We start from the raw sequence: 21,106 nt of genomic DNA on the forward strand, positions 1-21,106 counted from the left end.
GTGTCCCGAACGCCTGTCGCGCCCGCCGCCTTCGCCCTGTCGCTGGTCCTCGGCCTCGCCGGGGCGGCGGCGGCCCAGAGCCCCGGGGCGGCCCCGGCCGCGCCCCTGCTGGATCCGATGTTCCAGGACGGGGCGATCGTGCAGCGCGACCGGCCGACGCCGGTCTGGGGCCGGGCGGCGCCCGGGACGGTGGTCACCGTCCGTGCGGGCGACCGTGCGATCCAGGCCCTCGCCGACATCGAGGGGGCCTGGCGCGTCGACCTGCCGGCGATCGGGGCCGGGCAGCGCCTGGACCTGACGGCCGAGGCCGGGGGGCGGAGCCAGACCGTTTCGGGCCTGACCGGCGGCGACGTGTTCCTGTGCTCGGGCCAGTCCAACATGGAGTGGACCGTGCGGCAGTCGGCCAATGCCGACGCCGAGCTGGCGGCGGTCGATGATCCCGACCTGCGGCTGTTCAATGTGGCGCGCAGCAGCCAGCCGGCGGTGCGGCCGGCGGGCGAGCCCGTGGCGCGCTGGACGCCGGCGACCCGCGAGAGCGTCAGCGCCTTCTCCGCCGCCTGCTACTTCATGGGCCGCGATTTGCGCCGGACGGAGAACGTCCCGATCGGCCTGATCGCCGCCTCCTGGGGCGGGTCGATCATCGAGGACTGGCTCGACGAGCCGACCCTGCGGCGCCTCGGCGGGTTCGACGCGGCGCTGAATGTGCTGGCCCTCTACGCCCGCTCGCCGGAGGCCGGTGAGGCGGCGTATCGCGACATCAGCGACACCTGGTGGCGCGGTCGCGACGAAGGCACGCGTCAGGCCTGGAACAGCCCGCGCCACAACGACGCCGACTGGGCCACCCTGCCGGCCGGCGGGTTCTGGGAGACGACGCCCGAGCTGGCGACCTTCGACGGGCTGGTATGGCTGAGGGCCACCGTACGCCTGACCCGCGCCCAGGCGCGGCAGGCGGCGCGGCTGGAGCTGGGTCCGGTCGACGACTTCGACACCACCTGGGTCAACGGTCGCTTCGTCGGCGGGCAGGAAGGCTGGCAGACGCCGCGCAGCTACGCCATTTCGCCCGGCTCGCTGCGTGCCGGAGACAATCTGATCGCGGTCGGCGTGCTGGACACGGGCGGCGGCGGCGGGGCCTGGGGCCCGGCGGAAGACAAGGTGCTGGTGCTGGCCGACGGGACGCGCATCCCGCTGGGCGACACCTTCCGCTACCGGGTCGCAGCGCCCCTGTCCGAGCTGCCGGCGACGCCGCGCACGCCGTGGATCGGCGGCAGCGGGCTGACCACCCTGTACAACGGCATGATCGCGCCGCTGGGACCGTGGGGGCTGAAGGGCGTGGCCTGGTACCAGGGCGAGTCCAACGTCAGCGACGCCGCGCGCTACCGCGACCTGCTGAACGGCCTGTTCTCGGCCTGGCGCGCCCGTTTCGAGAGCCCCGACCTGCCGTTCCTGGTGGTGCAGCTGGCCGACTTCGGGCCGCGCGCGTCGCAGCCGACCCGGTCGTTCTGGGCCGAACTGCGCGAGAGCCAGCGGCGGGTGGTGGCGGCGGACGGCCGCGCTGGCCTGGCGGTGGCCATCGACATCGGCGACCGCTTCGACATCCATCCGACCAACAAGCAGGAGGTCGGCCGCAGGCTGGCGCTGGAGGCGCGCCGGGTGGCCTATGGCCGCGATGCGCCGCGCTCGCCGGAGCCGACGGCGGTGTTCGTGGACGGCGGCGACCTGCGCGTCGCCTATCCGGCCGGGACGACGCTGACGGCCTATGGGTCGGACCGCATCATCGGCCTGCAGGTGTGCGATGCGACCGGCGCCTGCCGCTGGAGCGAGGGGCGCGTCGACGGCGACGGTCTCAGGCTGCCGGCCGCCCCCGACATCGCCCGGGTGCGGTTCTGCTGGGCCGACAGCCCGATCTGCAACCTCTACAGCGGCGACGGGCTGCCGGCGACGCCGTTCGAGCTGACCGTCAGCCGGTAAGGCCGGGGCCCTCCAGCCGCAGCCCCGGCACGAAGGCGGTGGGCCGCGTCGCCGGCAGGGTGACCTCCAGCCCGGCGGCGGTGAGGGTGAAGGGCAGGGCCTCGCCGCCCAGCAGGCTGACGCGCTGGACCCGGCCCGGGCCGCGCGCCGGCTCGCGCAGGACCACGCGGTTGTCGGCCGGCCAGTCCAGCACGAAGGCGTAGAGGGTCGCCCCGCGGGTGGTGTAGCGGATGTCCCGGGCTGTCCAGGGGCGGGCCTGACCCTCGCCGTGCATGCCGGCCTGTTGCTGCGTCGGCCCCTCGCCGAAGACGCGGTACGGCCGGCTGGCGAAGATCGCCTCGCCGCAGACCTGCATCCAGGCGGCGATGTCGGCGAGGATCCGCTTCTCGGTGTCGTCGATCGAGCCGTCGCCGCGCTGGGGGACCGAGAGCAGCAGGTTGCCGTTCTTGGACACCACGTCGACGAGCCGCTGCACCACCGAGCTGGCGGGGACGTAGTAGTTCTGCTCGAAGCGGGCGCGGTTGTAGTGCCAGTCGCCGATGCAGGTGTCGGTCTGCCACGGCTCGGGCCGCATCACATCGGAGAAGCCGCGCTCGACGCTTTCGACCAGGGCCGGTCGCTGGTGCGGGTCCAGCCGCTTGCCGTTGACCACCGGCAGCTCGCCGGTGCGGGCCAGGCCCTGGTTGTAGAGGTAGGCGGTGGCCTCCAGCCCGTGATGCTCCAGCGGCAGGCCGTAGTTGTCGAAATAGACCAGGTCCGGGGTATAGCGGTCGACCAGCTCCCGCTGCCGCGCCACCCAGCTGCGGACGAAGGCGGGGTTGTTGGCCGGAATGGTCTCGATCCAGCGGCCGTCGTTGGCGTCGCGCCAGGCGTTCATCTCCGCGATGGAGGTGATGCCGTCCGGCGGCATGAAGGTCGGGCCGGTGTAGAGCTCCTGCGGGTCGAGGCCCTCCCAGAAGGTCCCGGCGCCGTCGGCGCGGGTCAGGCGGGCGGCGTCATAGCGGACGCCGGCGAGCGGGCCTTCGGGGTCGTAGCCATAGGCAGTCTGCCACCAGTGCCACGCATGGGCGCCGTGGTTGGAGACGCCGAAGCGCAGGCCGCGGCGGCGCACCGCCTCCGCCCAGGTCCCGACGATGTCGCGCATGGGCCCGACGCGGGTGGTGTTCCAGCCGTGGACGGTGCTGGGGAACATGTCGAGGTTGTCGTGGTGGTTGGCCATCGATACCACGTAGCGGGCGCCGGCCGCCTGGAAGCGGTCGAGCAGGTCCTCGGGGTCGAAGGCCTCGGCCTTCCAGTCACCGATGATGTCGATGAAGCCGGTGCGGGTCGGATGGCCCCGGGTGCGCAGGTGGTGCTCGTAGAAGGCGTTGCCCTGCATGTACATCTGGCGGCCGTACCAGTCGCCGAACTCGGGCACGCACTGGGGGCCCCAGTGGGACCAGATGCCGAACTTGGCGTCGCGGAACCAGTCGGGCGCGCGATAGCCGGCGGCGAGGCTCTCCCAGGACGGGCGGAAGGGGCCGCGCGCGGGCTCCGGGAGGCCGGCGCAGGCGCCCATGGCGGCGAGGCCGCCGGCGGACAGCAGGGATCGGCGGGAGGGGGTGATCATGCGTTGGTCTCCGGATCGCCGACGAACACGCCGCGGCCGTCGGTGGCGACATAGACCCGGCCGGGTCGCCGCTGGTCGGCGGCGATGGCGCGGAAACGGCGGCCCCATTCGGTGGCGGGGCCGTTGAGGCGACGCCAGCGCCGGCCGCCGTCGCTCGAGCTGTAGACGCCCAGCACCCCGTCGCGGGTGGCGATGGCGTAGAGGCCGGGGGCGCCGCCGTCTAAGGGCGCCGGTCCGAGATCCATGCGCCAGACTTCGACGCCGCCGGTGTCGATGCGCCGGAACACCAGACCGCCGTCGCGGCTGTGGAACAGGCCGGCGTGGCTGACGAGCCAGAGCTCGCCGGCCCGGCCGGGGGTGGCGCGCAGGGGCCAGGGCGTCTCGCGCGAGGTGGGTCGGTCGCCGGCGAGGGTGGGAGGCAGACCGCGGCTGTCCACCTGGACGAAGCTGCGGGCGCCGTCGGTCGAGACGAACCAGGCGCCCGTGTCGAAGTCGAGGGCGTAGAACAGCAGAGGATCGACCCGGTCGGCGACCGGGTGCAGCCGCGGCGGGAGGCCCTGACAGGGCCGCCAGCTGCGCCCGCGGTCGTCCGACCACAGGGGCTGCGGCGTGATCAGCACGAGGGTGCGGCCGTCGGCGGAGACCGTGATCGGCGCGTCGCGATAGAGGTCGGTGCGGCCGTCCATGCGCGGCTGGCCGTCGGCGGGGCGGGGACGCCCGAGGCTGGTCCAGGTCAGGCCGCCGTCTTCCGACACCGCCAGGGTGCCGCCGTCGTGGCCCTCGGAGCCCACGCCCTCGTGTGGGGCGCCGCTGCGCACGACCACGCGCGGGGCGAGGCCGGCGTAGTCGATGCGGTTGGTGTTGGCGAACACCGGGGTGCGGAACTGCGCGCGGGGCGAGGCGGACAGGTCGGTGTGGGCGAAGCCGGAGATGTCGCCGAAGCCCGTCAGCAGGGGCGGACCGTCGCCGGGCGGGCTGACCAGGGTGATCACCGCCGTCTGCTCGATGCCCTCGACCCAGGGGCGCCACAGGGGCGTCTCCGCCGACAGGTTGCGGGTCTCGTAGACGGTGGCCCCGGTGGCGTAGACGGCCCGCTCGCTGTCGAACGGATCGATCGCCAGCGCGGCGATCCACCAGCCGAAGTCCGGCCGGTCATTGCCCCAGTAGAGGAAGGGCGTGGCCTCGACGTCGTGGGCGGAACGCTCGCGCAGGCTGGTCCAGCTGGCCCCGTCGTCCGTGGAGCGCCACAGGGTGTCGCCGGGCGACCAGCGATTGAGGGTCGAGACCAGCAGGGTTCCGGGCCGGCTGCGGTCGAGGGCCACGCCCATGAAGCCGCCGGCGCGGTCGCCGGGCGGGCGGGGCGGGCTGATGTCGCGACCGGCGCCGTCGGGATCGAAGCGCCAGACGGCGCCGTCGGTGACGCCGTTGGGCCCCATGCCGTCGCACCAGGTGACATACAGGACGCCGTCGTCGCGGACCTCGGCCTTGACCGGCATCAGCCCCGCCGGGCCGTCCTCAAGGCGGGTCCAGCTGGCCCCGGCGTCCCGCGAGCGGTACAGGCCCCGGCCCTCCGCCTCGGCCACCCCGACCCAGATCGTCGGGCTGGGCTGGCCCGGGACGCCGCGCGGGTCGAAGACGACGAAGGCGAGGCCGGCCCGGGCCGGGCTGTCCGGGGCGAGGCCGGGCCCGCGCACGGGGAAGCTGTCGACCCTGCGCCAGCTGCGGCCGGCGTCGGTCGAGCGCTGCAGGCCGTCGTGACGGGAGCCGAAGTAGAGGATGTCCGGGGCGTTGGGATCGACCGCGAGGCGCTCGCCGAGGCCGCGGCCGTCCTCGTTGCCGCCCATGCGGAAGTCGACGGGCGTGACGCGCCAGGTTGCGCCGCGGTCGGTCGAGCGCAGGATGGCCGCCGGTTCGCGCCGCGACATGCCGACGGCGGCATAGACCACGTTGGGGTCGACCGGGTCGGGGGCGAGGCTCTCGACCCCCATGTAGCTGGAGACGGGGTTGTCGTCCTGCAGCGGGATCCAGCGGCCGGCGGCGGCGTCGTAGCGATAGGCCCCGCCCATGTCGGAGCGGGCGTAAGCGAGCCCGCGCTCGGCCCGGCTGAACAGGACGCCCGGGATGAAGCCGCCGCCGCCGACGACGACGTTGCGCCAGCTGTAGGGGGCGTCGCCGCCGCCGGTCTGCGCCGCCGCCGGCGCGGCGAGCGCGATCGCGAGGGGCGCGAGCCCGCGCCGGGTGAAGGCGATCGCCATACAGTCCTCCCGGCGATCGCGTTCGATCCGTCGCCTGTTCTGATGATAGCGCTAACAAAAATCGTTTGACAGGTGAAGACGAGGGCCCTCAAGTTGGGCCGGCAAGAACGAGGCGCGCACTGAAGGGCGTCCGGGAGCGAAACACCATTCGGCGCCCTCCGACGATTTTCCTCGCCTCGGCCTTGCGGACTCCTGAGCGACCTTTCCGGCGCGGCCCCACCGGCCGCGCCGGCTTTTCCGATAGGGCCCGACGATGCTCCGACCCGCGCTGCTTTCCGCCTCCGCCCTCGCCATCGTGCTCGGGGCCGCTCCGGTCCTGCCGATGACGGCCGCCGCGCAGACAGCTGTCCAGGCCCCGGCCCAGACGCCGGTGCAGGCGGTGACCCCCGAGGCCTCGATCGTGACGCCGGCGGCCCGCGCCAACCCGGCCAACTGGCCGCAGGCCAGCTCCCCCGACGCCATGAGCGACGCGGCCACGGAGGCCTTCGTCACCGAGCTGATGAGCCGGATGACGGTCGAGGAGAAGGTCGGCCAGACCATTCAGGCGGACATCGCCGCGATCCGTCCCGAGGAGCTGCTGCAGTATCCGCTGGGCTCGATCCTCGCCGGCGGCAACTCCTCGCCGGGCGGCGACGAGCGCGCCCCGCTGGCGGCCTGGGTCGAGCTGGCCCGCGCCTATCGCGCCGCCAACGACGCCCGGCCGGGGACGGCCGTGCCCCTGATCTTCGGCATCGACGCGGTGCACGGCCACAACAACGTCGTCGGGGCCACCATCTTCCCGCACAACATCGGCCTGGGGGCCGCGCGGAATCCCGACCTGATCCGCCGCATCGCCGAGGCCACGGCGCTGGAGGTGGCGGTGTCCGGGGCCGACTGGACCTTCGGCCCGACCCTCGCCGTGCCGCGCGACGATCGCTGGGGCCGGACCTATGAGGGCTATTCCGAGGATCCCGAGATCCAGCGGCTCTACGCCGGGCCGATGACCCTGGGCCTGCAGGGCGAGCTGCGCCCCGGCGCGCCGCTGGCTCCCGGCCGCATCGCCGGCTCGGCCAAGCATTTCCTCGCCGACGGGGGCACTGTCGACGGCAAGGACCAGGGCGACTACGTCGGCGACGAGGCCGGGCTGGTGGACATCCATCTGGGCGGCTACGTCCAGGCCATCGACGCCGGGGTGCTGTCGGTGATGGCCAGCTTCTCCAGCTGGAACGGGGTCAAGCACACGGGCAACGAGACCATCCTGACCGACGTGCTGCGCGGGCCGCTGGGCTTTGACGGCTTCGTCGTGTCCGACTGGAACGCCCACGGCCAGCTGCCGGGCTGTTCCAACGAGAGCTGCGCCGTCGCCTTCAACGCCGGCATCGACATGTTCATGGCGCCGGACAGCTGGCGGCCGTTGTATGAGAACACCCTCGCCCAGGTGCGCTCGGGCGAGATTCCGATGGCTCGCCTCGACGAGGCGGTGCGCCGCATCCTGCGGGTCAAGGTCAAAACCGGCCTGTTCCAGCCGGACCGTCGCTACGAGGGGCGCGCCGACCTGCTCGGCTCGCCGGAGCACCGCGCCCTGGCGCGCGAGGCGGTGCGCCAGTCGCTGGTGCTGCTGAAGAACGACGGCGTCCTGCCGATCCGCAGCTCGGCCCGGGTGCTGGTGGCCGGGACCGCCGCCGACGACATCGGCCAGGCCTCGGGCGGCTGGACCCTGACCTGGCAGGGCACCGGCAACAGCAACGCCGACTTCCCGAACGGCCAGTCGATCTGGGGCGGCATCGCCGAGGCGGTGACGGCGGGAGGCGGACAGGCGACCCTAAGCCCGGACGGCAGCTTCGAGACGCGGCCCGACGTGGCCATCGTCGTCTTCGGCGAGACGCCGTACGCGGAGTTCCAGGGCGACGTGGAGACGCTCGACTTCGTCCCGGAAGAGCCGCTGGAGACCCTGCGCCGGCTGCAGGCGGCGGGGATCCCGACGGTGTCGGTGTTCCTGTCCGGGCGGCCGATGTGGACCAATCCCGAGATCAACGCCTCGGACGCCTTCGTGGCCGCCTGGCTGCCGGGCTCGGAAGGCGGCGGGGTAGCCGATGTGCTGATCGGCGACACGGACGGCGACCCGCGCCATGACTTCACCGGCCGGCTGTCGTTCAGCTGGCCGAAGGACGCCACCGGCGCGCCGCTGAACCGGGGCGAGCCGGGCTACAACCCGCTGTTCGCCTACGGCTACGGGCTGAGCTACGCGGCCCCCGGCGAGGTGATCACCCTGAGCGAGGAGAGCGGTGTGGCCGGCGGCGGCTCCAGCATCGACCGCTATTATGTGGCCGGACGCTTCATCTCGCCCTGGGCGCTGATGCTCAATGACGCCGGCGGCCAGGCCAAGCCGGGGTCGCTGAAGGTGGCCAGCAGCCCGCGCGACGGGGTGGGCTCGCGGGCGGTCGATGACCTGGCCCAGGAGAGCGCCCAGCAGTTCACCTTCGCCGGCATGGGCGAGGCCAGCGCCCAGATCTGGGGCACGCCGGTCGATCTGAGCCGTCAGGCCAATGGCGAGATGGGACTGTCGTTCCGCTATCGCGTCGACGCCGCCCCGGCGGGGCCGGTGCACCTGTCGGTCGGCGACGGCCGGCTGGACGTGACCGGCCTGCTGAACGCGGCCACGCCCGGCGAGTGGCGCTCGGTGAAGATCCGGCTGAGCTGCTTCCGCGACGCCGGGGCCGACCTGACGGCGGTGGACACGCCCTTCCGTCTGTCGACGGCGGCGGCGCTGACCGTGTCGGTGTCGGAGATCCGCCTCGGCTCCAACGAGGGCGACGCCATCTGCCCGGCGCGCTGACGCCTCAGTCGGCGCGCGCCACCAGGTGGATGACGTCGGTGCGGCCGGATTCGAAGCCGGCGGCGCAGTAGGCCAGATAGTAGCGCCACAGCCGCTGGAAGCGCGTGTCGAAGCCGGCCGGCAGGGTCGGCCAGGCGCGGTCGAAGCGCTCCAGCCACAGGCGCAGGGTGCGGCCGTAGTCCGGCCCGAAGCGGCGCACCACCGTCGACGTCAGGCCGGCCCCGGCGATGACCGGGGCGAGCCGCGCCTCTGACGGCAGCATGCCGCCCGGGAAGACGTGCAGCTGGATGAAGTCGGCCTGGCGGCGGTAGGACTCGAACAGGCGGTCATCGATGGTGATGAGCTGAAGGCCGGCGACGCCGCCGGGAGTGAGCAGCTCGCGCAGCCGGCGGAAGTAGACCGGCCACCAGGCCTCGCCCACAGCCTCGAACATCTCGACCGAGACGATGCGATCGTAGCGGCCCTCGACATCGCGATAGTCGACGAGGCGGATGTCGGTGCGGTCGGACAGGCCGGCGCGCTGCAGGCGCTCGCGGGCGAATTCGGCCTGGGCCGGCGACAGGGTGATGCCGGTGACGTGCACGCCGCGCTCGCGCGCCAGATATTCGGCGAAGCCGCCCCAGCCGCAGCCGATCTCGAGCACCGTCTGGCCCGGGCGGATGTCGCTGGCGTCGGCCAGGGCGGCGTATTTGGCGGTCTGGGCCTCGGCGAGGTCGAGCGACCGGTCGGTCCACAGGGCCGACGAATAGGTCATCGTGCCGTCCAGCCAGGCGGCGTAGAAATCGTTGCCCAGATCGTAGTGGGCCATGATGTTGCGGCGCGAGCCGGCGCGGCTGTTGCGCGCCAGGGCGTGGCGCAGGCGGCCGAGGGCGCGGGCCAGGGCGCTGCCCTCGGTCAGCCGGCCGATGCGATCGTAGTTGGCGGCGAAGGCGAGCAGCAGCGCCACCAGGTCCGGGGTGTCCCAGTCGCCGGCGATATAGCCCTCGGCGAAGCCCACCGCCCCGCGACGCAGCATGCGCGGCACGGCGTTCCAGCGCTGGATGCGCCACTCGACTTCCGGCCCCCCGGCGTGGGCCTCGCCGAGGCGCCAGACCTGGCCGCCGGGCAGGACCACGGTCAGGCGGCCGACCTCCCACAGGCGGGCCAGGGCGCCGAACAGCGGCGGTGCGCTGCGGTCCGGGGCGGCGCCGGCCTCAAGCTCCTCGCGCGTGGCGTTCATGGTCATGGGGTCTTCCTGGGGGCGAGGCGGAGACGGGTCAAGGACGGGACGGCGTGAGCCCGCCGGCGGGCAGGCCGAGCTCGGCCACGCGGCGGCGCAGGCGCTCGACCTCGGCGGCGGGCAGATCGGCGGTGCGCGCCAGCACGGCCGGGAAACGGCCGTCGGCGGTGGTGGCGATCATCCAGCTGTAGTCCTCGGCGCGGTCGACGACCCAGTAGCGCTGGCGCACGAGGCCGCCGAAGAAGCTGGCCTCGAACTTGGTGTTCTCGCCGGGGTTCAGCACCCGCACGGCGGTGTCGACATTGCGGGCCGGACCGTCGGGCCCGCCGCGGCGGCAGGTCTGGATGACCCGGTAGCGACCGCCCTCGTCTTCGCGCCAGACCTGGGAGGCGGCGTGGCAGTCGCGCTGGGCGGCGTTGGGGGTGCGCAGGATTTCGTGCCAGCGGCCGACGAAGCGCTCCATGTCGAGCGGGCGGCGCGGCTCCGGCGCCTCGGCGGCGGCGGGCGCGGCCAGGCTGAGGGCGAGGGTCGCCAGCAGGGGGGCGAGGGCGCGGCGGTCAGAGCGCATGGGCGGTCTCCGGCGGTGGGGCCTTGGCCCCGGGGGGCGTCAGGGCGCGGCCGAGGGTGACGGGCTGCGCCGGCAGCGGCGGCCGATGGCGGAAGCCGACCCCCTTGAGGAAGATCCACAGGGCCTCCCAGTGAATCCCGGCCACGACCTTGAGGGTCAACAGGGGGTGCGCCCACCAGGCGCGCAAAAGCTCAACGTCGTTCAGCGGACGGCGGTTGCCGGCGAAGGCGGCGGTGAGCAGCAGGCCCTCGGCGTCGGACACGGCGATCGACAGAGAGACCTGCTCCCCCGGCGGTCGCAGGGTGAAGCGGTAGCGCAGGTCCATGTCCATGAAGGGCGAGACGTAGAACACCTTGTCCGCCGCGTGCTGCTGCGGGCCCTCGCCGTCGGGCGTGGGGACGAGGTAGCTGTGCCGCTCGCCGAAGGTGTTGGAGACCTCGTAGATCACGCCGCTGGGACGGCCGTCGGCGGCGTGCAGGAACACCAGGCTGAGCGGGTTGAAGCCGTGGCCGAGGATGCGCGGCATGGTCAGAAGGCGCAGCGGCCCGGCGGCGTCCACCCCATGGTCAGCCGCCAACCCGCGGTACTGCTCCGTGAGCGGACGATCACTGCGGTCGCCGTGGTCGCGCGGCTCGAAGCTGAGCCAGCCGAAGCGGCCGGGGCGAAGCCGTTTGAGGCGCGCGAAGGTCTGCGGCAGTCGGTCGAGGTCCAGCAGCAGCATGAAGATGCGATAGCGCAGGGCGTGCCGCCGCGGCCGGACCCGGGCGTGGGTCACCACCCCGCGATAGAGGCCGTCGGCCGCGATCACGCGGCGAGCGCCGCCGGGGCGGTCGCGGGCAGGCGGATGCGGCCGCTCTCGTCGGCCACTGTCCAGGGGCGACGGACGCCGCCCAGCTGCTCGGCCACGGCGAGGCCGGCCTGCAGCCCGTCCTCGTGGAAGCCGGCCCCGAACCAGGCGCCGCAGTACCAGACGCCGCGCGTGCCCTGCAGGCTCCACAGCTGGTCCTGGGCGGCGATGCCGGCGGCGTTGAACACCGGATGCTCGTAGTCGAAGGCGGCGATGACCTTGTCCGGGTCGGGCTCGCTAACCGGGTTGAGGGTGACGAACAGCGGCTCGCCCGGCAGCGACTGCAGCAGGTTCATCCAGTAGGTGACGCCGCCGGCGAGGCGTTCGTCGCCGCGCGCGCTGACGTGGTTCCAGGCGGCCCAGGCGGCCTTGCGGCGCGGCATCTGGCGGGTGTCGCGGTGCAGGACGGCGCGGTTGCGCTGATAGGGGATGGCGCCGAGGAGGCGGCGCTCCTCCGACGTGGGGTTGTCGAGCAGGGCCAGGGCCTGGTCCGCGTGCACGCCCAGCACCACGGCGTCAAAGCGCTCGCTCCCGGCGTCGGTGACAACCTCGGCTCCGCCGGCCGGATCGGGCCGGACCTGGCGGACGGGCGCGCCGGTGCGGATCTCGCCGCGGAAGGCGTCGCGCAGGCGCTCGACATAGGCGCGGCTGCCGCCGTCGACGGTGCGCCAGGTCGGGCGCATGTCGACCTCGAGCAGGCGGTGGTTGCGATAGAAGCGGACGAAGGCGGCGGCGGGGTAGTCGGCCATCTGCAGGCCCGTGGCCGACCAGATGGCGGCGGCCTGGGGCAGCAGGTGGTTGTCCATGAACATGCGGCCGTAGCCGTTCTGGTTCAGGTATTCGCCGAGCGAGATGCCCGACAGCTCCAGCCCGTCGAGGTCACGCGGCGCCTCGCGATGGAAGCGCTTGAGGTCCTTGAGCATGGACCAGAAGCGCGGGCTGGTGAGGTTGCGCTTCTGGGCGAACAGGCCGGCCGCACCCTGGCTGGAATACTCGAAGGCGCCGCCGTCGACCGAGACGGCGAAAGACATGTAGGCCGGCTTCGAGGGCGCCCCGATGTGCGCCAGCATGGCGGTCAGGTTGGGGTAGTTGGCCTCGTTGAAGACGATGAAGCCGGTGTCGACCGGCACGGGCCCGTTCGCGCCGGGGGCGTCGACCGTGTTGGAGTGACCGCCCAGCCGGCCCTCGGCCTCGAACAGCACCACCTCGTGCCGCTGCGACAGGAGCCAGGCGCAGGACAGTCCGGAAATGCCCGCGCCGACGACGGCGACGCGCAGGGGCTGGGACGGCTGGCTCATGAACGGCTCCGCTGAGGACGATGACCGATCTACGGACCCGATGTCCCGGCGGATGCATCCATTGCCGGAGCTTTGCCGTATAGACGACAGAACCGGAAGAGGACCTGACCGCGCATGATCGTAATGGCCCTCGCGGCGCTCGCCGCCGCCCTGCTGATGACCCTGGCCTGGGAGGTGGTGCGCCGCACCGGCAGCGGCGGCTGGACCGATGTGGTCTGGACCTTCGCCGTGGGCCTGGTGGGCGCCGGCGTGGCGCTGGCCCCGGCGGTCGGCGCCGACCCGCTGCGGCAGGGCCTGGCGGCGGCGCTGATCGGCCTCTGGGCCGTGCGGCTCGGGGGCTATCTGTGGGCCCGGACCTGGAAGACCGAGGAGGTCGACCCCCGCTATGTGCTGCTGACCCGGCGCTGGGGCGGCTGGGGCTTGCAGGCGTGGATCTTCCTGATGATCCAGGCGGCGGTGGTCTGGCTGCTGGCCCTGTCGATCCGCGCCGCGGCGGCGCGCCCGGACGCGGAGATCGGCTGGCGCGAGGGGCTGGCGGTGGCGATCCTGATCGTGGCGATCGCCGGCGAGGGCCTGGCCGACGCCCAGATGGCCGCCTTCCGCAAGGGCGGCGCCGGGCGCGGCCGGGTGATGGACAAGGGGCTCTGGGCCTGGTCGCGGCACCCCAACTACTTCTTCCAGTGGTTCGGCTGGCTGGCCTGGCCGGTGATGGCGCTGGACCCGGCCTGGCCGTTCGGCTGGGCGTCGCTGGTGGCGCCGGTGTTCATGTGGTGGCTGCTGAACCACGTCAGCGGCGTGCCGATGCTGGAGCAGCAGATGCTGAGGACCCGGCCCGAGGCCTATCGCGCCTATCAGGCCCGGGTGTCGCGCTTCCTGCCCCTGCCGCCGCGCCGCGGCTGATTGTCTGTCGCTTCGGGAGAGTTTCCATGCCCTTCGATCGTCTGATCAACCGCCTGCAGGATGCGCCGGCCCCGGACCTGGTGGTGCGGCCGGCGATCGCCGCGCTGGTGGCCGGGGCGCGCGGGCGTCTGCCGCGCGGGTCGGATCTGAACCGGGCCTTCGCCGAGGAGATGGCGGCCCGGCCGATCGCCGAGCACGTCGACGCCGCCAACGGCCAGCACTACGAGCTGCCGCCGGCCTTCTTCCAGCTCTGCCTCGGGCCGCGGCTGAAGTACTCCTGCTGCCTTTATCCGACCGGGCGGGAGAGCCTGGCCGAGGCCGAGGTCGCCGCCCTGACCGAGACCTGCGCCCACGCCGATCTGGCCGACGGCCAGGAGATCCTCGAGCTGGGCTGCGGCTGGGGCTCGCTGAGCCTGTGGATGGCTGAGCGCTACCCGAAGGCGCGGATCACGGCGGTGTCGAACTCGGCGGGTCAGCGCGGCTTCATCGAGGCGCGGGCGGCGCAGCTGGGGCTGACCAACCTGACCGTGCTGACGCGCGACATGAATGTGTTCGAGACCGACCAGCGCTTCGACCGCATCGTCTCGGTGGAGATGTTCGAGCACATGGCCAACTGGCGCGCCCTGCTGACCCGGGCGCGGACCTGGCTGAAGCCGGACGGCCGGCTGTTCCTGCACGTCTTCACGCACCGCACGACGCCCTACCGCTTCGAGGTGTCGGACAGCTCGGACTTCATCGCCCAGCACTTCTTCACCGGCGGCATCATGCCCAGCCATGACCTGATCCGCGAGTACGACGACCTGTTCGCGCTGGAGCAGGACTGGCGCTGGTCTGGCGACCACTACCGGCGCACGGCGGATCACTGGCTGGAGAACATGGATGCGGCGGCGGACCGCGTGGGGCCGATCATGAGCGGCGTCTATGGTGCAGACGCCGCCCTGTGGACGCGCCGCTGGCGGCGCTTCTACATGGCCACGGCGGGCCTGTTCGGCGACCGGAACGGCGACGAATGGGGTGTGAGCCACTACCGGCTGAAGCCACGCTGAAAGGACTTCCGATGCGCTACGTCGTCGCCTTCCTCGCCGCCGCCCTGACCCTGGGCGCGCTCGACTATGTGTGGCTGACCAACATGGCCGACCGGCTGTACCGGCCGGTGATCGGCGAGCTGATGGCCGACCAGCCGAACATGACCGCGGCGCTGGCCTTCTATGTGATCTATCTGGTCGGCATCCTGATCATCGCCGTAGTCCCCGCGCTGAAGGAAGGCTCGCTGCGGCGCGCGACCTTCACCGGCGGCGCGCTCGGCTTTGTCGCCTATGCCACCTACGACCTGACCAACCAGGCGACGCTGAAGGTCTGGGCGACGCACATCACCCTGATCGACATCGCCTGGGGGACCTTCCTGACCGCGACGACGGCGACGGTCGCCTATCTGGCCGCCAGCCGGGTGGGCGCGCCGCGCCGTAGCGCCGCCTGAGCTCAGGCGGCGACGTCGCGGGCCAGGCGCGACTGCAGCGCCCGGGCGCCCGAGGCGGGCTGCCCGGCCCCGGACACCGAGAAGGTGCCGACCAGCCGCGCCAGCTCGGCCGACACGCCCTGTAGCTGGTCGCAGGCGGCCTGGGTCTCCTCGACCATGGCGGCGTTCTGCTGGGTGACCTGATCCATCTGGGTCACCGCCGTATTGACCTCGGACAGGGCGGAAGCCTGCTGGCGGGCGGCCCCGACGATGCCTTCCATGACCTCGTTGACCTCGCCGACGCGGGCCATGATGGCGTTCAGGGCCTCGCCGGTCTGGCCGACGAGGTCGACGCCCTGTCGCACCTGGCTGCTGGAGACGCTGATCAGGGCCTTGATCTCCCTGGCCGCCTCGGCCGAGCGCTGGGCGAGGCCGCGCACCTCGGAGGCGACGACCGCGAAGCCGCGGCCTTCCTCGCCGGCCCGGGCCGCCTCGACCCCGGCGTTGAGCGCCAGCAGATTCGTCTGGAAGGCGATCTCGTCGATGACGCCGATGATCTGCTCGATCTGGGTCGAGGAGCCGGCGATGTCGCGCATGGCGTCGACGGCGCGGCCGACCACCTCGCCGCCACGCAGGGCCTCGCCGTGGGCGTCGCCGACCAGTCCGCCGGCGCGCTCGGCCGCCTTGGCCGAGTTGGCGACGGTGGCGGTGATCTCTTCCATGGCCGCAGCGGTCTGCTCGAGACTGGCCGCCTGGCGCTCGGTGCGCTGGGCCAGGGCCTCGGCGGCGTTGGCGATCTCGGCGGTCCCGTTACGCATCATGGCCGACTGCACATTGATGGAGCCGAGCGCGGACTCGAGCGAGGCCACGGCGGTGTTGAAGTCGTCCCGCAGGCGGCCGTAGGCCTCGGGGAAGTCCGACCCGAGCCGGTGCGTCAGGTCGCCGGCGGCGAGGGCGCCGAGGCCGCGGCCGGTCAGCTCGACCACCGCCTGCTGGACCTTTTGCAGTTCGCGGTCGCGGGCCTCGGCCTCGGCGCGCTGGGCGTCGGTCTCGCGACGGGCCGACTCGGCCGCCTCATTGGCCGCCACCGCTTCGCCGGCGGCCTGCTCGGCAGCGGACACGGCCTCGCCCGAGACGGTGAACATGCGCACGACGCTCTGGGCCACCCAAGTGAGGACGGCGGCCTCGATGATCAGGATGACCGCGTGCAGCAGCACGCGGGTGAGGCTGGCCGAGCCCGGGAACACCGCAGCCGGCACGACGAAGCTGAGCACCAGGTGGTGGACGGCGACGGTGGCCGTCGCCGCCAGGATGACGCGCCAGTCGCAGTAGATGATCAGCACCGCCAGCATGGCGAAGTAGGTCATGTGCAGATCGAGCTGCCAGGGCGTGCCGCTGGCCTCGGCCACCATGAACGACACCTGGGCCATCAGGAGGACGCCCGACAGGATGCGGCCGGCGCCGCTGTCGCGCCGGAAGCGCCAGAACAGCGTCACGGCGACGGCGGATACGATGGCGGGAATCAGCGTGGTTCCGCTGCCGCCCAGCCACATCGACTGGGCGAACAGGATCGGAACCGCCAGCCACATCAGGGCGGTGACGACGGTCGCCCCGCCGCGACGCTGGGCTTCGATATCCTTGGCCTGGAAAATCATGGGAAAAGGCTCCGGTGGCTCAGCAGGCGCCGGGCACGGTGGGATCCAGCAGCAACAGGCCGCCGGCCGCGCGGGCACGTTCGGCGAGGGTCGGGTCGCCGTAGATGGTGACAATGTTGTCCAGCACGCCGCGGCGGGTCACCTGACCGAGCGCTTCGGAGGTTGTGCGGATGCGCGCCTCGTCCCACCAGGGCGGGAAGACGACGGCCACGGCGAAGGGGGCGCGCGGGCCTGCGGCGGCCACGACCGCGGGCAGGGCGGTGACCAGGATCAGGCTGAGGACGGCGGCAGACCAGGCGAGGCGACGCATTCCCGGCTCCATTACAGGACGCAGCCCCCAGTCATGCCGGCAAATCGCTAACGTCCCGTTGTCCATGGCGAGACAGGGCGCCACAGACTGGGGCGCGGGTGAAAATCACTCGCAATGATATTGACTCGCAAGATTGGGCGTGGGAGGCGGCGCGCCTGTCTTGTTCGGGGATCTACATGCGTCGTCTGTCTCTTCGCGCCGCCGCCGCCGCGGCGCCGCTCCTGTTCGCGCTCGCGGGGGCCGTGTCGGCCCAGGAGGCCGCGCCGTCGCCGTCCGAGGTCGAGGAGATCGTCGTGGTCGGCGCCCTGACCGACGTGGTGGTGCGCCGGTCGGACATCGAGCGGACCCAGGCCAACGACCTGCAGGACCTGTTCCGGGCCACCCCGTCGGTGGCGGTGGGCGGGTCGCTGAGCCTCGCCCAGAAGATCTATGTGCGCGGTCTTGAGGACTCGCTGCTCAACGTCACCGTCGACGGCGCGCCGCAGCGCGGCACCCTGTTCCACCACATCGGCCGGGTGTCGGTGGAGCCGGAGCTGCTGGAATCGGTCGAGCTGCAGACCGGGGCCGGGGAGGCGACGGCCGGCTTCGGGGCCATCGGCGGCGCGATCCGCTTCCGCACGGTCGATCCGACCGCGCTGCTGCGCGACGGCCGTGATTTCGGCGGCATCGCCAAGGCCGGCTGGTTCTCCAACGACGGCGAGAAGATCAGCCTGACCGGCTTCGGGCGGCTGTTCGGGGATGTCGGCCTGCTGGCCTCCTGGGTGCAGGTCGACCGGGGCGATCTCGAGGATGGCGACGGCGAGGTGCTGCGCGGCACCGCGGCCGAGCAGACCCTCGGCTTCGTCAAGCTGGGCGGCGACCTCGGCGGCGGCCACCGGTTCAGCCTCAGCTACGAGATGCGCGACGAGGAGGGTCAGTTCGGCCAGCGGCCCAACTGGCCGGTGCGCGCCAATGACCGCCTGTTCCCGGGCACGGCCGAGCGGCGCACCCTGACCGGCAACTACGGCTTCGACTCCGGCGAGGGGTGGGAGATCGAGGCGACCGGGTACCAGACCCGCACCGAGTTCACCCAGGACCGCTACGATCGCTGGGGGCTGTACGGCGCCGGGATCGAGTCGCGCGGCGTCGATCTGCGCGGTCGCTTCGAGCTGGGTCAGCACCGCATCACGGCCGGGATCGAGCACCGCCGCGACGAGGTGGTGAGCCAGTATCTGGCCGACCCGGCCGTCTGGGCGGCGTGGGCCTGGAACCCGGCCGTCGGACGCTTCGTCGAGGAGGGGACGCTGACGGGCCTGTATGTGCAGGACCACTGGCGGCCGAGCGACACGCTGCTGGTCAGCTTCGGCGCCCGCTACGACGACTATGAGCTGGACCAGGTCACCTACGCCAACAGCACGTCCAGCGACGGCGTGAGCTTCAACGGCGGCCTGACCTGGGACGTCACCCCGGAGCTGGCGTTCAACATCGGCTATGCCGAGGCCTTCCGCGGCCAGGAGATCGGCGACGCCTTCACGCTGGAGACCCGGCCGGGACGGATCTCGCTGGCCCCCGACCTGAAGCCCGAGGAGGTCGGCAACTTCGAGGTCGGCCTCGACTGGGCGCGCGACGGCTGGCGCGCCTCGGCGGTGTGGTTCGACATGGCCATCGACAATGTGGTGCTGGACCAGCTGGGTTCGGGCCCGGCCCCGCAGGGCGCGACCTATTACGAGAACGTCGGCCGGTTCGAGTCGGACGGGATCGAGCTGCGCGCCGGCTACAGCACCGGGCCGTTCGCGGTGGACGCCTACTTCAACAGCTACGACTCGCGGCTGAACGGCAAGCGGATCGAGGGCTACGAGCAGATCGCGCTGGGCAATTCGATGGGCGACAGCTGGAACCTGACGGCGCGCTACACGCCGTCGGACACGCTGGACCTCGAGGTCAGCCTGACCCGGTACGAGGATCTCGAGGATCTCGAGGTGCTGTTCCGCGAGGTCGAGCTGGGCTGGATCGGGCAGACCCAGTTTGTCGACAAGCCGGGCTATACGGTGGTCGACCTGTTCGCCCGCTGGGCGCCGTTCGCCAACCCGGACGTGGAGCTGCTGGCGGCGGTCTACAACCTGTTCGACGAGACCTATCGCCACCATGCCAGCGTGGCCGACTACAGCGCCATTCCCGGCTACGAGATCGTGCGCGGGATCAATGAGCCGGGCCGCAATGTCCGGCTGACGGCGGCCTATCGCTTCTGATGCGTCGCGCCCGGCCGGCGATCCGTCTGTGGCACCGCTGGTTCGGTCTGACGACCGGGCTGTGGCTGCTGCTGCTGGCGCTGACCGGGTCTGCCATCACCTGGTACGACGAGCTGGACACGGCGCTGAACCCGGACCTGCGCCGGGCCCCGGCGGCGGCCCCGGGGACGGCGGTGGCCGAGCCGGTGACGGCGGCGCTGGCGGCGGCCGGGGCCGCCCTGCCGGGCTTCGCGGCGCGCCATGTCGACCTGCCGGACCGGCCCGGCGAGAGCCTGTGGCTGATCGGCTCGGCCGAGATCGATGGCGCCCGCGCCAGCGTGCAGGCGTTCGCCCACCCGCAGACGGGGGCGCTGCTGGGGTGGCGCCAGAGCGGGGTCTGGTCTTTGGACCGGCGGCACATCCCGGACCTGCTCTACGGCCTGCATGTGGACCTGCTGGTCGCGCCCTGGGTGACCTTCCTGTTCGGCCTCGTCAGTCTGCTCTGGCTGATCGACCACGTGCTGGCGGGGGTGCTGGCCGTGCCGCGTCTGGCGCGCTGGCGCGAGGCCTTCGGGGTCAAGGGCAAAGCCGGCAGCCTGCGCCGGCTGTTTGACTGGCACCGGGCCCCGGGGATGTGGGCCTGGCCGGTGACGGCGGCGCTGGCCCTGACGGGCGTGACCCTGGCCTGGCCGGAGATCAGCCGCGATGTGGTGCGGACGGTCGCCCCCGTGTCGGACCGGCTGGAGTACGCCCTGCCGGACCGCCCCGTGGCGACGCCGGCGGTGTCGGTGGAACAGGCCATGGCCCGGGTCGCCACGGCGCCGGATCAGATCGATAGCTTCCGGCCCCTGCCCGACAAGGGCCTCTGGGCCATCCGCACCTTCGACCGGCGCGACCTCGACTATCAGGGCCGGCAGTGGACCTATGTGGACATGACCGACGGCCGCATCGTCGGGCGCCGCCACGACCGCGGCGAGGGCCCGGGCGACGAGTTCTTCGCCTGGCAGTTCGCCCTGCACTCGGGTCAGGCCTTCGGCGAGGTCGGCCGCTGGCTGGTGTTCCTCGGCGGGCTGGTCACGGCCGCGCTGGTGTGGACGGGCGTCGACCTGTGGCGGCGGCGGCTGAGGGTCGCCGGGCGCGGCTGAGCCTCAGTGCGCCAGCAGCAGCGGGCAGGGCGGCGATTCCAGCAGGCTGCGTGTGGCCCCGCCAAGCACGAACTCCCTGAACCGGGAGTGGCCAAAGGCGCCCATGACCAGCAGGTCCAGTCCCCGGTCCATCGCGAAGCCCGAGAGCGCCTCGCCGATTGGCCGGCCGCGGGCCTCCTCCTGATGCAGCCGGGCCTCGATCCCGTGGCGGGCGAGGCGTTGCAGCACGCGGTCTGCAGAGGCGAGGGCCGGGATGGGCTTCTCGCCGGTGACGATCAGCAGGTCGACCTCCGCCGCGCGCTGCAGCAGGGGGAGGGCGTGCGAGAGGGCGCGGGCGGCCGGGGCGGTAAAGTCCCAGGCCACCGCGACCCGGTCGAGCGACGCCCCGGCGGCGGCCCAGCCCTGGGGCAGAACGAGCGACGGCCCGCCGGAGCTGAAGGCGACGCGCTCGGCCACCTCGCTCTGGACGCTCGGCGGCGGCAGCAACGGCACGAGGGTCAGGTCGTGCAGCCGGGCCTCGGCGGCGGTGAGGCCCGGGGTCTCCCAGGACGCGCAACGCCTCACCTCGACCCCGACGGGGCCGGAGCCGGTGTCGAGGCCCTCAAGGGCGGCGCGATAGCGACCGGCCTGGCTGGCGCTGCGCTCGCGTTCGGCCGCCGCCAGGGCGGGCAGGTCCAGCAGCACATTGGCCAGGGGGTTCGACGGGGGCTGGATGTCGACCTCGAAGACGGCGACGTCGAGATGCGCCTCGATCAGGCTCGCGAAGTGCGCGGCCCAGCCGATGACCGCCTCGGGCACGGGCTCCGGGTAGGTCACCAGCTGCAGCAGAACAGACTTCGGGGTCATGGCGGTCT

Annotated in this window: 16 protein-coding genes; 7 read left to right on the plus strand and 9 right to left on the minus strand. The window is 72.6% G+C overall.

What is annotated here, in order from left to right; translation table 11 throughout:
• Positions 1–1,968, plus strand: a complete 1,968-nt coding sequence (locus VGN74_RS11040; RefSeq protein ID WP_327448123.1) for a sialate O-acetylesterase — start codon at positions 1–3, stop codon at positions 1,966–1,968.
• Here VGN74_RS11040 and VGN74_RS11045 read toward each other — a convergent pair.
• Both VGN74_RS11045 and VGN74_RS11050 read right to left on the minus strand, forming a co-directional pair.
• Entirely contained in the window at positions 1,958–3,577 is a 1,620-nt protein-coding gene (locus tag VGN74_RS11045) for an alpha-L-fucosidase (protein WP_327448125.1), read from the minus strand. The genes VGN74_RS11040 and VGN74_RS11045 overlap by 11 nt on opposite strands.
• Positions 3,574–5,832 carry a hypothetical protein gene (locus VGN74_RS11050; RefSeq protein ID WP_327448127.1) on the minus strand — a complete coding sequence of 753 codons (2,259 nt, stop codon included), beginning with the start codon at positions 5,830–5,832 and terminating at the stop codon, positions 3,574–3,576. The genes VGN74_RS11045 and VGN74_RS11050 overlap by 4 nt, the downstream gene beginning before the upstream one ends.
• Before the next feature lie 253 nt (positions 5,833–6,085).
• Between VGN74_RS11050 and VGN74_RS11055 the strand changes: the two genes are divergently transcribed.
• The gene (locus VGN74_RS11055; protein WP_327448129.1) at positions 6,086–8,647 is read left to right on the plus strand and encodes an exo 1,3/1,4-beta-D-glucan glucohydrolase; all 2,562 of its coding nucleotides are present in this window, start codon (positions 6,086–6,088) and stop codon (positions 8,645–8,647) included.
• Positions 8,648–8,651: 4 nt separating this feature from the next.
• On the opposite strand, the gene VGN74_RS11060 is transcribed toward VGN74_RS11055, so the two are convergent.
• From VGN74_RS11060 to VGN74_RS11075, 4 genes are read right to left on the minus strand one after another with little or no spacing between them, the layout of a single operon-like run.
• Positions 8,652–9,872: a cyclopropane-fatty-acyl-phospholipid synthase family protein gene (locus tag VGN74_RS11060; protein ID WP_327448131.1), complete on the minus strand. Its 1,221-nt coding sequence runs from the start codon at positions 9,870–9,872 to the stop codon at positions 8,652–8,654.
• Between the two features lie 31 nt (positions 9,873–9,903).
• Complete coding sequence (locus VGN74_RS11065) at positions 9,904–10,434, minus strand: lipocalin family protein (RefSeq protein WP_327448133.1); 531 nt, start codon at positions 10,432–10,434, stop codon at positions 9,904–9,906.
• Positions 10,424–11,242, minus strand: coding sequence for a DUF1365 domain-containing protein (locus tag VGN74_RS11070; RefSeq protein WP_327448135.1), 819 nt, complete (start codon positions 11,240–11,242; stop codon positions 10,424–10,426). Before VGN74_RS11070 ends, VGN74_RS11065 begins: the two co-directional genes overlap by 11 nt.
• Positions 11,239–12,579: an NAD(P)/FAD-dependent oxidoreductase gene (locus VGN74_RS11075; RefSeq protein ID WP_327448137.1), complete on the minus strand. Its 1,341-nt coding sequence runs from the start codon at positions 12,577–12,579 to the stop codon at positions 11,239–11,241. The genes VGN74_RS11070 and VGN74_RS11075 overlap by 4 nt, the downstream gene beginning before the upstream one ends.
• A gap of 114 nt (positions 12,580–12,693) precedes the next feature.
• Between VGN74_RS11075 and VGN74_RS11080 the strand changes: the two genes are divergently transcribed.
• From VGN74_RS11080 to VGN74_RS11090, 3 genes are read left to right on the plus strand one after another with little or no spacing between them, the layout of a single operon-like run.
• A complete protein-coding gene (locus VGN74_RS11080) occupies positions 12,694–13,479 on the plus strand; it encodes a DUF1295 domain-containing protein (RefSeq protein ID WP_327448139.1) in 786 nt (261 codons plus the stop codon).
• A gap of 26 nt (positions 13,480–13,505) precedes the next feature.
• The gene (locus tag VGN74_RS11085) at positions 13,506–14,525 is read left to right on the plus strand and encodes a cyclopropane-fatty-acyl-phospholipid synthase family protein (RefSeq protein WP_327448142.1); all 1,020 of its coding nucleotides are present in this window, start codon (positions 13,506–13,508) and stop codon (positions 14,523–14,525) included.
• An 11-nt stretch (positions 14,526–14,536) separates the two neighbouring features.
• Positions 14,537–14,956: a DUF2177 family protein gene (locus tag VGN74_RS11090; RefSeq protein WP_327448144.1), complete on the plus strand. Its 420-nt coding sequence runs from the start codon at positions 14,537–14,539 to the stop codon at positions 14,954–14,956.
• 2 nt (positions 14,957–14,958) lie between these two features.
• Here the strand turns inward: VGN74_RS11090 and VGN74_RS11095 are convergent, their stop codons facing one another.
• Both VGN74_RS11095 and VGN74_RS11100 read right to left on the minus strand, forming a co-directional pair.
• Positions 14,959–16,590 carry a methyl-accepting chemotaxis protein gene (locus tag VGN74_RS11095; RefSeq protein ID WP_327448146.1) on the minus strand — a complete coding sequence of 544 codons (1,632 nt, stop codon included), beginning with the start codon at positions 16,588–16,590 and terminating at the stop codon, positions 14,959–14,961.
• Between the two features lie 19 nt (positions 16,591–16,609).
• Positions 16,610–16,900, minus strand: coding sequence for a hypothetical protein (locus VGN74_RS11100; RefSeq protein WP_327448148.1), 291 nt, complete (start codon positions 16,898–16,900; stop codon positions 16,610–16,612).
• A 176-nt stretch (positions 16,901–17,076) separates the two neighbouring features.
• Between VGN74_RS11100 and VGN74_RS11105 the strand changes: the two genes are divergently transcribed.
• Both VGN74_RS11105 and VGN74_RS11110 read left to right on the plus strand, forming a co-directional pair.
• Positions 17,077–19,128, plus strand: coding sequence for a TonB-dependent receptor (locus VGN74_RS11105; protein ID WP_327448150.1), 2,052 nt, complete (start codon positions 17,077–17,079; stop codon positions 19,126–19,128).
• Positions 19,128–20,252 (plus strand): PepSY-associated TM helix domain-containing protein, encoded by a 1,125-nt coding sequence (locus VGN74_RS11110; protein WP_327448152.1) that lies wholly within the window; start codon positions 19,128–19,130, stop codon positions 20,250–20,252. Before VGN74_RS11105 ends, VGN74_RS11110 begins: the two co-directional genes overlap by 1 nt.
• A 3-nt stretch (positions 20,253–20,255) precedes the next feature.
• On the opposite strand, the gene VGN74_RS11115 is transcribed toward VGN74_RS11110, so the two are convergent.
• Entirely contained in the window at positions 20,256–21,098 is an 843-nt protein-coding gene (locus VGN74_RS11115; protein ID WP_327448154.1) for a universal stress protein, read from the minus strand.
• Positions 21,099–21,106: the final 8 nt, after the last annotated feature.

It is taken from the genome of Brevundimonas sp. (assembly GCF_035998205.1).
GTDB lineage: Bacteria > Pseudomonadota > Alphaproteobacteria > Caulobacterales > Caulobacteraceae > Brevundimonas.

What these genes read in the sequence shown, in the direction of transcription:
- VGN74_RS11060 (WP_327448131.1), bottom strand. Translation starts at nt 9,872, where the DNA reads ATGACCATGAACGCCACGCGCGAGGAGCTTGAGGCCGGCGCCGCCCCG.
- VGN74_RS11080 (WP_327448139.1), top strand. Translation starts at nt 12,694, where the DNA reads ATGATCGTAATGGCCCTCGCGGCGCTCGCCGCCGCCCTGCTGATGACC.
- VGN74_RS11075 (WP_327448137.1), bottom strand. Translation starts at nt 12,579, where the DNA reads ATGAGCCAGCCGTCCCAGCCCCTGCGCGTCGCCGTCGTCGGCGCGGGC.
- VGN74_RS11115 (WP_327448154.1), bottom strand. Translation starts at nt 21,098, where the DNA reads ATGACCCCGAAGTCTGTTCTGCTGCAGCTGGTGACCTACCCGGAGCCC.
- VGN74_RS11110 (WP_327448152.1), top strand. Translation starts at nt 19,128, where the DNA reads ATGCGTCGCGCCCGGCCGGCGATCCGTCTGTGGCACCGCTGGTTCGGT.
- VGN74_RS11100 (WP_327448148.1), bottom strand. Translation starts at nt 16,900, where the DNA reads ATGCGTCGCCTCGCCTGGTCTGCCGCCGTCCTCAGCCTGATCCTGGTC.
- VGN74_RS11050 (WP_327448127.1), bottom strand. Translation starts at nt 5,832, where the DNA reads ATGGCGATCGCCTTCACCCGGCGCGGGCTCGCGCCCCTCGCGATCGCG.
- VGN74_RS11045 (WP_327448125.1), bottom strand. Translation starts at nt 3,577, where the DNA reads ATGATCACCCCCTCCCGCCGATCCCTGCTGTCCGCCGGCGGCCTCGCC.
- VGN74_RS11085 (WP_327448142.1), top strand. Translation starts at nt 13,506, where the DNA reads ATGCCCTTCGATCGTCTGATCAACCGCCTGCAGGATGCGCCGGCCCCG.
- VGN74_RS11055 (WP_327448129.1), top strand. Translation starts at nt 6,086, where the DNA reads ATGCTCCGACCCGCGCTGCTTTCCGCCTCCGCCCTCGCCATCGTGCTC.
- VGN74_RS11095 (WP_327448146.1), bottom strand. Translation starts at nt 16,590, where the DNA reads ATGATTTTCCAGGCCAAGGATATCGAAGCCCAGCGTCGCGGCGGGGCG.
- VGN74_RS11065 (WP_327448133.1), bottom strand. Translation starts at nt 10,434, where the DNA reads ATGCGCTCTGACCGCCGCGCCCTCGCCCCCCTGCTGGCGACCCTCGCC.
- VGN74_RS11090 (WP_327448144.1), top strand. Translation starts at nt 14,537, where the DNA reads ATGCGCTACGTCGTCGCCTTCCTCGCCGCCGCCCTGACCCTGGGCGCG.
- VGN74_RS11105 (WP_327448150.1), top strand. Translation starts at nt 17,077, where the DNA reads ATGCGTCGTCTGTCTCTTCGCGCCGCCGCCGCCGCGGCGCCGCTCCTG.